11 protein-coding genes and 1 tRNA gene are annotated in these 10,142 nt (G+C 55.2%); 1 reads left to right on the forward strand and 11 read right to left on the reverse strand.

The window, feature by feature from the left end; all coding sequences use genetic code 11:
* Positions 1-128: 128 nt before the first annotated feature.
* The 4 genes from ACIQ2T_RS09320 to ACIQ2T_RS09335 form a co-directional block, all read right to left on the reverse strand.
* Positions 129-204 (reverse strand) — tRNA-Thr (locus tag ACIQ2T_RS09320).
* A gap of 20 nt (positions 205-224) precedes the next feature.
* Positions 225-1,073, reverse strand: coding sequence for a hypothetical protein (locus tag ACIQ2T_RS09325; RefSeq protein ID WP_397590571.1), 849 nt, complete (start codon positions 1,071-1,073; stop codon positions 225-227).
* Entirely contained in the window at positions 1,073-2,398 is a 1,326-nt protein-coding gene (locus ACIQ2T_RS09330; protein WP_397590572.1) for a replication-associated recombination protein A, read from the reverse strand. Before ACIQ2T_RS09330 ends, ACIQ2T_RS09325 begins: the two co-directional genes overlap by 1 nt.
* Positions 2,399-2,470: 72 nt before the next feature.
* Entirely contained in the window at positions 2,471-3,637 is a 1,167-nt protein-coding gene (locus ACIQ2T_RS09335; RefSeq protein WP_397590573.1) for a glycosyltransferase family 4 protein, read from the reverse strand.
* 71 nt (positions 3,638-3,708) lie between these two features.
* Between ACIQ2T_RS09335 and ACIQ2T_RS09340 the strand changes: the two genes are divergently transcribed.
* Positions 3,709-4,377 (forward strand): MOSC domain-containing protein, encoded by a 669-nt coding sequence (locus ACIQ2T_RS09340; protein ID WP_397590574.1) that lies wholly within the window; start codon positions 3,709-3,711, stop codon positions 4,375-4,377.
* 26 nt (positions 4,378-4,403) lie between these two features.
* Here ACIQ2T_RS09340 and ACIQ2T_RS09345 read toward each other — a convergent pair whose 3' ends face one another.
* The 7 genes from ACIQ2T_RS09345 to ACIQ2T_RS09375 form a co-directional block, all read right to left on the reverse strand.
* A complete protein-coding gene (locus tag ACIQ2T_RS09345) occupies positions 4,404-5,342 on the reverse strand; it encodes a hemolysin family protein (RefSeq protein ID WP_397590575.1) in 939 nt (312 codons plus the stop codon).
* A 32-nt stretch (positions 5,343-5,374) separates the two neighbouring features.
* Complete coding sequence (ybeY, locus tag ACIQ2T_RS09350; protein WP_397590576.1) at positions 5,375-5,896, reverse strand: rRNA maturation RNase YbeY; 522 nt, start codon at positions 5,894-5,896, stop codon at positions 5,375-5,377.
* Positions 5,889-6,884, reverse strand: a complete 996-nt coding sequence (locus ACIQ2T_RS09355; RefSeq protein WP_397590577.1) for a PhoH family protein — start codon at positions 6,882-6,884, stop codon at positions 5,889-5,891. The genes ybeY and ACIQ2T_RS09355 overlap by 8 nt, the downstream gene beginning before the upstream one ends.
* Entirely contained in the window at positions 6,885-8,219 is a 1,335-nt protein-coding gene (gene miaB / locus ACIQ2T_RS09360; protein ID WP_397590578.1) for a tRNA (N6-isopentenyl adenosine(37)-C2)-methylthiotransferase MiaB, read from the reverse strand. It lies immediately after the preceding gene.
* Between the two features lie 9 nt (positions 8,220-8,228).
* A complete protein-coding gene (locus ACIQ2T_RS09365) occupies positions 8,229-9,029 on the reverse strand; it encodes a lysophospholipid acyltransferase family protein (protein WP_397590579.1) in 801 nt (266 codons plus the stop codon).
* On the reverse strand, positions 9,001-9,423 hold the full coding sequence (locus ACIQ2T_RS09370) for a Fur family transcriptional regulator (RefSeq protein ID WP_397590581.1): 423 nt from the start codon (positions 9,421-9,423) through the stop codon (positions 9,001-9,003). Before ACIQ2T_RS09370 ends, ACIQ2T_RS09365 begins: the two co-directional genes overlap by 29 nt.
* Positions 9,424-9,514: 91 nt before the next feature.
* Positions 9,515-9,949 carry a MucR family transcriptional regulator gene (locus tag ACIQ2T_RS09375; protein WP_397590580.1) on the reverse strand — a complete coding sequence of 145 codons (435 nt, stop codon included), beginning with the start codon at positions 9,947-9,949 and terminating at the stop codon, positions 9,515-9,517.
* Between the last annotated feature and the right edge of the window lie 193 nt (positions 9,950-10,142).

Raw genomic sequence — 10,142 nt, forward strand, 5'->3', positions numbered from 1 at the left:
TCGGCAGAGGCCTTGGGTTGGCCGACATGTTTTGGTCTCATCTTCGTTCCTTCGTCACTACGATGAAACCAAAACACTCCTTAAATCACAACATTAAATCTGTGCCATCGGTGCTGACGGGGAACATATGGTGCCGGCTACAAGGTTCGAACTCGTGACCCCCTGATTACAAATCAGGTGCTCTACCAACTGAGCTAAGCCGGCACTCGGCGGGTCCCATAGCGTCAAATAACTCCAAAGGTCCAGCCCTCAGTTGCAGCAATTTTGCTATTTAGCGCATTTGGTGCCCAAAATTGAGGATTTCCGGCAACATTCCGCAGCCATGCGGCGGTTATAAGGGCATCGGTTGCGTGGTCGGTGTAGCGTTCGAAGGGTCTGTGGGGCTGCGAACCAAGTGCGTACAGCGCATTGTCGAGTGCATGCCCGTCGCGGACTTTGCTTCGGCCTTTGGCGATACCGGCTGCGCGTGCGGCGATGCTGGTGTAAATCTCCACAACCACGGTACCGTCTGTGGGAATGGCATCGAACGGCCAGATCGCTACCTTATCGCGCACATGGTTGAGGAAGCGCATGCCGGCAAAGCTCGCTTTTGCGACTTGCGCGGCGCCGATGGCGTCATAGACGGTGGACGCCTTTCCGCTGCTGTTCTTGTTGAGAAGTTCGCACTGACGCCAGAATAGATAATCGGACTTCTTGCCGTCGGCCGCGCCCAAATAGAAATGACGGCGATGGTGGTATTCGAGGAAAGACGCGGCTCCCAAATCCGGATCATCGCAGACATTGTCGACATAAGCCCAGAAATCCTTAGCAGATGATGGCACGTCGTCACCGGGTAAATAGCTGCCGCGTTCAATCAAGGGCGGTGCGAAGCTGAAGTCGAAGCCAATAAGCAAGTCGTCATCTTGCGCCAGAAGCCAGTCAGCAACCGCTTGGCGCGACCAGACTTTGTTGGGGGGCGTCACAAGGCGAGGTGCCTTATCGCCTATTTCACAGACGGCCAGGGCGATACCGGGATGCCTACTGCCTTTCGCGCCAGACCAATCGGCGCACGCAAAACGCGTGAATGGACGCATTAGCTTGCGTCTGGCTCTGCGTTACGTGCGCGCAGTCTGTCCCAATATTGCATCCGTTCGAATATCTTGCGTTCAAAACCACGTTCGACGGGTTGATATAGCTCCGCAGGCGGTACTGCGTCCGGCCAATAATTTGCTCCGGAAAAGCCTTCTGCGCTGTCATGGTCATACGCATAGCCTGCGCCATAACCAATATCCCGCATCAGCTTTGTGGGCGCGTTCAGGATATGCGCTGGCGGCATTAACGATCCGGTGTCGCGTGCCATTTTCCATGCGGATTTCTGAGCCTTATAAGCGGCGTTTGATTTCGGCGCAGTGGCCAAATACAGGCACGCTTGAACGATGGCGACTTCGCCCTCAGGACTACCCAAAAATTCATAAGCTTGTTTAGCGGCGAGGCATTGCACCAGAGCTTGCGGATCGGCGAGGCCGATATCTTCGCTGGCAAAGCGGACGAGGCGGCGCAGAACATATAACGGCTCTTCGCCCGCCACCAACATGCGCGCCATCCAGTATAATGCCGCCTGCGGGTCAGACCCGCGCAAGCTTTTGTGCAACGCGGATATGAGGTTATAATGCCCCTCACGGTCCTTGTCATAAATGGGCATCCGCCGTTGCAGCAGCGCCGCCATCGCCTGCGGGTCGAGCGGATTATCGATGTGAATTGCAAACAAGGTTTCGGCTTGATTGAGCAAAAAGCGGCCATCACCATCGGCGCTTGAAATCAACGCGGACCGTGCGTCCTCGGTGACGGGCAGGGCGCAGTCCATCACGACCTCTGCACGGTTGAGCAAAGTTGCCAAGGCTACTTCGTCCAGACGGTGCAGCACCATGACCTGGGTGCGCGAGAGCAATGCGGCGTTAAGTTCAAATGACGGGTTTTCAGTCGTGGCGCCGACAAGAGTAACAACGCCGCTTTCCACAAATGGCAGAAAGCCGTCTTGCTGTGCGCGGTTGAAGCGGTGGATTTCGTCCACGAACAGCAATGTCTGCTTGCCGGTCCGAGCCATCGTTTCTGCCTCGGCAAAGGCTTTTTTAAGGTCAGCAACGCCCGAGAACACCGCGGAGATTGGCTTATAATGCATGTTGACCGCGTCAGCCAACAGTCGGGCGATGCTGGTCTTGCCGGTGCCTGGTGGCCCCCAAAGGATCATCGACGATAATTTGCCGGCTGCGACCATGCGGCCAATTGCGCCTTCGGGACCCGTCAGATGTTCCTGACCGATAATTTCGGCAAGCTTGGCGGGACGAAGTTTGTCCGCCAGTGGCGCGTTTTCAGGCGTACGCGATGGTGCTTGCAGGCCATCCCCAAACAGATCGCTCATAACACTATTCTGCCCGAACAGGCATCACGGGACACCCATGAACACCCCAAGCTGCGCAGATGTAAGACCGACTTAACGCGAAGCAACGGCGCGGGCCGCGTGTTGACGGATGAGGCGAAGATAGGTGTCGGCCATAGTCTGGTTGATGGCATCCCAACTATAGTCCAGCGACCTTTGTTCGCCAGCAGCACCGTGCCTCATGCGTAAATCCTCATCCACGCAATAGGCCTGTAGTGCGTCGGCGAATTGATTGATTGCACCCGGCGTGATCAACCGCCCAGACACTTTGTCTTCCACCAGACTTTGGCTGCCGGTTGCCTTCGCGGCGACCACGGGCAGACCGCTGGCCATAGATTCCAGGGTCACATTGCCAAAAGCCTCCGTTACGGAAGGGTTGAAAAACATATCCATGCTTGCAACCGCGCGGCCCAGATCCGAACCAACCTGAAAGCCGACAAATTTAGCATCCGGAATACGCGTTTCGAACCAAGGACGGGCAGGGCCGTCGCCGATAACCATCACCTGATGCGGGACTTTGCGGCGCCTGAGTTGGTCGATAGCATCTGAAAAGACATCAAGGCCCTTTTCCATCACCAGCCGCCCCAGAAAGCCGATAACGGGTGTGTCGTCGGCTATGGCAAGTCTGCGTCGCCATTCCATGTCACGCTGGCTAGGGTCGAAGATATCCCGATCCACGCCACGTGACCAAATGTCTATGTCATAGTTCATACGCTGCTGGCGCAGGACCTGAGCAAAGCTCTCGGACGGAGCAACCAAAGCATCACATCTCCGGTATAGCCGGCGGATCCATGCCACAAGGATAGGCTCCATGAACGACATGTTATAATAACGCAGATAGGTCTCGAACCGCGTGTGCACGGAGCACAACACAGGCAAATGCCGTTTTTGCGCCCATTTTACGGCCTTGCGGGCAACCCGGTCAGGGCTTGAAATATGCACGATGTTCGGGTTGAAAGCCTCAAGATCACGTCGGACAGCACGCGATAAGAATAACGGCATGCGGTATTCAGACCGGCTCGGAAATGCGACCGACGGGACGCTCACAAGGTCTCCAGTCGGCTCAAAGGCCGGTTCAGGGACCGTAGGCGAATACACCCGCACCGATGCGCCCTGGCGCAGCAGATAGCCTACAAGCCGGTTAAGCGCCTGATTTGCTCCATCACGCACATAATTGTAATTGCCGCTAAAAAGCGCAATGCGAAGATCGCTTGTTTGCATCGAACTGCTTTTACCGACAGCGACGCAAAATGCCAATGGGAATGCTGCATGTGCTGGGATAGAAGCTAGATATGATATTGAGCCAGATTGATGCGTTGCTTATTGGAAAGCCAAAGCCTTTTCGCGCCGACGGGACGATGAGCGCGATGGTCCGGAATCCGGTCGACCGTCCCGTTTTCTTGCGCAAGCATGGTTTTGAGGGGGATGAGGTTGCGGATCCCGCGGTGCATGGCGGCGCAGACAAGGCAGTGCATTTCTATCCAGCGGAACATTATCCCAAATGGATTGCGCATTTTGCGGCGGAAGGTTTCGTTCACCCATTACTCGACCAAGCTGGCGCATTTGGCGAAAATATAAGCGCATCCGGTTTAACCGAAGACAGCTTGCGCATTGGCGACCGGTTTCGCATCGGGCGGGCGTTGGTCGAGGTTGCGCAGGGGCGTCAGCCATGTTGGAAGCTCGACCATCATTTTGGCGAGCATGGCCTGTCCGGTGTGGTCATCAGCAGCGGCCGGTGCGGCGGGTATTTCCGGGTTATCGAAGAAGGCGAAGTGGCACCGGGCGACCGAATTCAGATGGTGCATCAAGCCGAACATGACTGGACCGTGGCGCGTACGTTTAAGCTGCTCATTGGCGGCGGACATCGCGCGCAAGGGGCCTACCCACAATTGCGGGCGCTTGCCGCGCTGGAGACGCTGGCCGTTAGCTGGAGGGGCAGGGCGGCTAAATTGGTAGGGTAACGTCTTCTGCTTCGGGCGTGCGGCGGTTATTCGCCCAGCAGGCCCTTGTTATAGACGGGCGCGTAAAGGCGAATTCGGGTCACCCGCTTTTCGTCTGCTTCTAAAATCTCCAGCGTCCAGCCGCTCGCCTCATGCGTCAGCATTTGGCCAATATCGGGCACTTGACCGGCAATAACGAAGGCAAGGCCGCCAAGCGTATCTACGTCTTCGTCCACCTCTGCCAATTTTGGATCAACGGCTTCTGCAAGGTCGTCGAGCTCCGCACGTGCGTCGGCTTCCCAGAGATTAGGGGCTATTTGCATGAAGAGCAATTCCGGCTCATCGTCATGTTCGTCTTCAATCTCGCCGACGATTTCTTCGACAAGGTCTTCAATCGTGACCAAGCCCTCGGTCCCTGAATATTCATCAAGGACAATAGCAAGGTGGGTGCGTGTGCGCCGCATTTCGTCCAGCAGCGCAAGTACGCTCATATTTTGCGGAACGAAGCGCGGCTGGCGGATGAAAGACTCAAGGCTATCGGGGCGGTCCTGCCCTGAAGCGAGGACGGCAAACACATCCTTGATATGGATCATGCCGATCACGCTGTCGAGCGTGTCGCGGTACACTGGCAATCGGCTGTGACCATGTTCGGCGAAGACCGCGATGCAATCGGCAAAGCCAGCGCTTTCCTCAATTGCGACGATGTCGCTGCGTGGCACCATGACGTCGTCGACGCGGTGCTCACTGAAATGCAGCAAGTTGCGCAGCATTGTGCGCTCAACGGCGGTCAAATCGCCGTCGTTATCCGATTGATCGTTGTCTTCACTGTCCTCCTCATGCTCGGCAATTGCTTCTTCAAGCTGCTCGCGCAAGGTAGGCTCATGGTCGCGGCCAAAGAACATCGTCTTAAGCCGCTGCCATATTCGTCCGTCGTTATCGTCGTCGGTTGCGGTTTTCGAACCGCTAAAACTGTCACCCTCAGGCATAATGGAAGCGTACTGGCCTCTTCTTGGTCGATTTATACCTCATATGGATTGTGAAGCCCCATGGATGCAAGCGCTTTTACTTCAAGCGCCTCCATCGCTTCGGCCTCATCCTCCTCGATATGGTCGTGGCCGAGCAAATGCAGCATGCCGTGAATTACCAAATGGACCGCATGATGCGCGACGGGAATGTTCTTCTCTTCGGCCTCGGCAGCGCAGATTTCATAGGCAAGTATTATGTCACCCAACATGATTTCGGGGGCATCATAAGTACCCGCAAGCAAGGCATCCAATTCTTCGTCATCGAGCATTGGAAAAGACAATACGTTCGTTGGTTTGTCCTTATCGCGCCATTCGAGGTTCAGCGCGTGTACCTCAGCATTGTCAGACAGCTTGACACTGACGCTTACGGGAATGACCGGGTCCGCCAGTTCAGGGATCGCAGCAAAGCGGACAGCCGCATCGACGGCTTTTTCTGCCTCGATCTGCCCAAACTCGATATTACCCCAGTCAATGCCGCCCTGATTTGTGGCCAGCATAAGGTCAACATCAATCATGCCCGCCCTCATATGCGTCGACGATCTTGCCGACGAGTGGGTGGCGGACAACATCGCTGCTGTTGAAACGTATGGTCTGGATACCGTCTACACCTTCTAAGCGCTGAACAGCGTCGTTCAGGCCCGACATGCGTTCGCCGCCGGGAATGTCGACCTGATGCGGGTCTCCGCACACGACCATGCGGCTGTTCATGCCAAAACGGGTCAGAAACATTTTCATCTGCGCGGCTGTGGTATTTTGGGCTTCATCCAGAATGATAAATGAATCAGCCAGTGTTCGGCCGCGCATGAACGCGATTGGCGCGATTTCAATTTCGCCCGATGCAATGCGCCGCTCCACCTGTTCGGCAGGCAAGCAGTCATACAAGGCATCATAAATAGGCCGCAAATAAGGGTCGACCTTTTCCTTCATATCGCCCGGTAAGAAGCCAAGCCGCTCGCCAGCCTCTACTGCTGGACGTGACAGGATAAGGCGTTGAACGGCCCCAGTAATGAGCATGGCCACGGCCTGCGCGACGGCCAGATAGGTTTTACCAGTGCCTGCTGGCCCAAGTGCGAAGATAATCTCGTCGCGCGCAAGCGCCTCCATATAGGGAATTTGCGTTGCAGAACGGGGGACGAGCGTTTTCTTGCGCGTTCTGATCATGATACCCGGTGCGCCAGCGGCGTCCTTGCGGACAATGCCCTCCAAGGTGGGTTCGGCGGTCATGGCGATGATGGATTGCACAGCTTCGGTATCGATTTCCTGTCCGCGCGATAGGCGGGAATAAATGTCGTTGAGAACGTCGCGTGTGCGGCCAATGGCGCCAGCCTCCCCTTCAATCTGGACACGGTTGCCGCGGGCGGAAATATACACACCGAGGCGGTTTTCGATGGTAACCAGATTACGGTCAAATTCGCCAAAAATCGCGTTGATTAGGTGCGGTTTGTCGAAGCTCATTTCGAGCCGGGATAAGTCACCGGCTTGCGCTTGGGCTTTTTTGGCCATTCAGGCAGCTGCTCTCATCGTTGGTTCACCTTTTAGGCTAAGTGGTCCAGAATCAGTAATCTGTACTGTAACGATATCGCCTATTGAAAGGTCCGGCGCAAGGACATGAACGGACTGGAGCCATGGCGATTTACCAATAAGTTGTCCGGCGAATTTTCCCGGCCGTTCCAACAAGACATCTGTTGTGCGGCCCACGGTCTTATCGTTGAACGCGGTCTGGTCAGCGACAATCTGCGCTTGAAGCCTTTGTAGCCGCTCGTCCATCACGGGCATCGGTATCTGGTCGGCCATGTCAGCGGCTGGTGTTCCAGGGCGCGGACTGTATTTGAATGAGTAAGCCTGCGCATGGCCTACCTCGCGCACAAGGCTTAACGTGTCCTCAAAATCGGCATCAGTTTCGCCCGGAAAGCCGACGATAAAGTCGCCGGAAAAGGCAATATCTGGCCGCACGGCGCGGACGCGATCAAGAATGCGCATATAACTGTTGCGGCTATGGCTGCGGTTCATGGCTTTAAGGATGCGGTCGGAACCTGATTGTACGGGCAGATGCAGGAATGGCATCAGTTTTTCAACATCACCATGCGCGGCGATCAGCCCCTCGGTCATGTCGTTCGGGTGGCTCGTCATGTAGCGGATTCGGTTAAGTCCCGTTATTCTGTCGAGCACGCGGATAAGCCCATCAAGGCCTTGGGGCTTGCCTGTGTCGTCCTCGCCAGCCCATGCGTTTACATTCTGGCCAAGCAAGGTGATTTCTTTGGCGCCAGCGTCAACAATGGCTTTTGCCTCGTTGAGCAGATCGGCCCAACCACGTGAAATTTCTGCGCCTCTGGTATAGGGTACGACGCAATAGGTACAGAATTTGTCGCAGCCTTCCTGAACCGTCAGGAACGCTGATGGCGGTTGTTTCCGCCGTGCGGGCAGCTTACCGAATTTGTCGAGGCCCGGTAGGTCAAGGTCAACCACACGTTCGCCGCGTCCAACCGCTGCGACCATGTCGGGCAGATTATGATAGGCCTGCGGACCGACGACAATATCGACTTCGGGCGCTCGGCGGCTGATTTCGCCGCCTTCGGCTTGCGCGACGCAACCGGCCACGGCGATCACGGGGCTGGTCCCATCCTTGCGGCGCAAGCGGCCGATTTCCGAATAGACCTTTTCCGCCGCCTTTTCGCGGATGTGGCAGGTATTGAGAACGACGAGGTCGGCATTCGCCTTCTCGTCAGCTTGCGTCATACCCTGACTTTCAAACATTTCGGCCATGCGTTCGCCATCATAGACGTTCATTTGGCAGCCATAGTTTTTGATCGAATAGGTTTTTGGGGATTCCGTGCTCATAACACGTGTCTATACATAGCGCGCCGCGTTGCCGCCACCATCCATTGCAGCGCCGATACGCGCCCTTACTTCAGCGGAAATCGCCTTGCGGTCGGGGTAGTGGGCTGGATCAAATGGCTCAAGAAAATGCAATACGGCCGTTATCGGTCTTAGATAAGAGAGTAACCGCCAGAAATTCTCGGTTACCTTTTCGTCACCAATCCATGCGACGCGCGGCGTGTGGCGGCCGTAATCGAGATAGACTGGCTGAACGAGCATACCGGTTGGCGGGGGAACGAGCGCCGCGAAAAGGGATGGTTTAAAAGGCAGTAGAACAGACCCATCATGCGTTGTGCCTTCGGGAAAGATCGTGACCGGCTGGGGACCCGTCATGGCGGCGCGGAGATCATTGACCTGACTGCCAACACTCGCCCGATTTTCGCGGTTGACGAAGATCGTGTTGTTAATCCTGCAGAGCCAACCAATAAGCGGCCAGCTCTCAATGCCGTCATTGGCTACGAAAGTGCAGCCAGTGACACCCGACATGACCGGTATATCGATCCAGCTATGGTGGTTGGCCGCGTAAAAAACATTGGCCCGCAGGCGAGTGCCCGTCGTTGCGGTCGCGATGCCACTGGTCCAACTAATCGACAAAAGGAACAAGCGTGGCCAAGGTGATGGTCTGGGGAACAAGCGCCATATATTATGCAACAACAGGGTGGCGATCAGGCTACTGGCCATGAGCAGAAGGCGGGCCAAAAACAAGAACTGCCCTGCGACAAATGCGGCTGGATTGCGGCGTTCACTCCTTGCGGTCGATGGCGACGCCATAAAGCTCCATACGGTGATCAACCAATCGATATCCAAGCCGCTCAGCGATAATCTTTTGCAATGCCTCAAGCTCCGGGTCGACGAATTCGACGACCTTGCCGGTTTCGACATCGATCAGATGGTCATGATGCGCTTCAGGCGATGCTTCATAACGGGCGCGGCCGTTACCGAAATCGTGGCGGTCCAATATCCCTGCCTCTTCGAAAAGACGCACAGTGCGGTATACGGTGGCAATCGAAATTTTGGGGTCGATTGCCGATGAACGGCGATACAGTTCCTCAACATCGGGGTGGTCGGTTGCATCGGAAATTACACGCGCGATGACGCGACGCTGGTCCGTAATGCGCAGGCCCCGGTCGTTACAGAGCGCCTCAATGTCGATTTTGATATCCATCCGAACAGACATTTAGTGTCACCCTATGATTCGTCAAAGAAAAAGGCCGGAGACGTCCCCGGCCTTATATTCTTGCAGATTAGCAAAAAGCTTATTTTACCTTTTTCTTGCGGCCAGATCCTGGCGCGCGTCCAAGGCCAATCGCCTTGGCCAATTCGCGGCGTTGTTCAGCATAAGCCGGCGCGACCATTGGATAATCGGTGGGCAATCCCCACTTGGCGCGATAATCATCAGGCGTCATCCCATAATGTGTCATAAGGTGACGCTTCAGCATTTTCAGCTTCTTACCATCGTCCAGACAGACAATATAATCGCGCTTAATGGAGTTACGGATTGGAACGGCTGGTTCCAACGCAATTTCTTCTACCACTGCAGGTCCGGAAATTCCGGAGAGCGCGGCATGCACGTTAGAGATTAAATTTGATACATCTGAAACGGCAACGCTATTGTTGCTGACATGCGCTGCAACAATATCGGCAGTGAGCGTAATTAACAATTCAGTGAAATCGTTACTTTCTTGTGACATTTTGAAAACTCCAGACCCATTATTTTTTGGTTAACTTTCTGAGGTTATCTGATTGAATTTAAGCCGTCAACATGCGTACTAGGCTCAGGATGCGTTAAATTAGTTGCATTGTGTCGGCACGTCTGATTCAAACTCTCCCTAATGAAGGAGGATTTGATGGGTGACTTACCGATGTTGAGTGCTGCGCAGATGC

The sequence above is a fragment of the Sphingorhabdus sp. genome, assembly GCF_044357595.1.
GTDB lineage: Bacteria > Pseudomonadota > Alphaproteobacteria > Sphingomonadales > Sphingomonadaceae > Sphingorhabdus_B.

Excerpts from the sequence above, each read along its gene's own strand:
- ACIQ2T_RS09325 (WP_397590571.1), bottom strand. The coding sequence starts at position 1,073 with ATGCGTCCATTCACGCGTTTTGCGTGCGCCGATTGGTCTGGCGCGAAA.
- ACIQ2T_RS09370 (WP_397590581.1), bottom strand. The coding sequence starts at position 9,423 with ATGGATATCAAAATCGACATTGAGGCGCTCTGTAACGACCGGGGCCTG.
- ACIQ2T_RS09345 (WP_397590575.1), bottom strand. The coding sequence starts at position 5,342 with ATGCCTGAGGGTGACAGTTTTAGCGGTTCGAAAACCGCAACCGACGAC.
- miaB (WP_397590578.1), bottom strand. The coding sequence starts at position 8,219 with ATGAGCACGGAATCCCCAAAAACCTATTCGATCAAAAACTATGGCTGC.
- ACIQ2T_RS09330 (WP_397590572.1), bottom strand. The coding sequence starts at position 2,398 with ATGAGCGATCTGTTTGGGGATGGCCTGCAAGCACCATCGCGTACGCCT.
- ACIQ2T_RS09340 (WP_397590574.1), top strand. The coding sequence starts at position 3,709 with ATGATATTGAGCCAGATTGATGCGTTGCTTATTGGAAAGCCAAAGCCT.
- ACIQ2T_RS09375 (WP_397590580.1), bottom strand. The coding sequence starts at position 9,949 with ATGTCACAAGAAAGTAACGATTTCACTGAATTGTTAATTACGCTCACT.
- ybeY (WP_397590576.1), bottom strand. The coding sequence starts at position 5,896 with ATGATTGATGTTGACCTTATGCTGGCCACAAATCAGGGCGGCATTGAC.
- ACIQ2T_RS09335 (WP_397590573.1), bottom strand. The coding sequence starts at position 3,637 with ATGCAAACAAGCGATCTTCGCATTGCGCTTTTTAGCGGCAATTACAAT.
- ACIQ2T_RS09355 (WP_397590577.1), bottom strand. The coding sequence starts at position 6,884 with ATGGCCAAAAAAGCCCAAGCGCAAGCCGGTGACTTATCCCGGCTCGAA.
- ACIQ2T_RS09365 (WP_397590579.1), bottom strand. The coding sequence starts at position 9,029 with ATGGCGTCGCCATCGACCGCAAGGAGTGAACGCCGCAATCCAGCCGCA.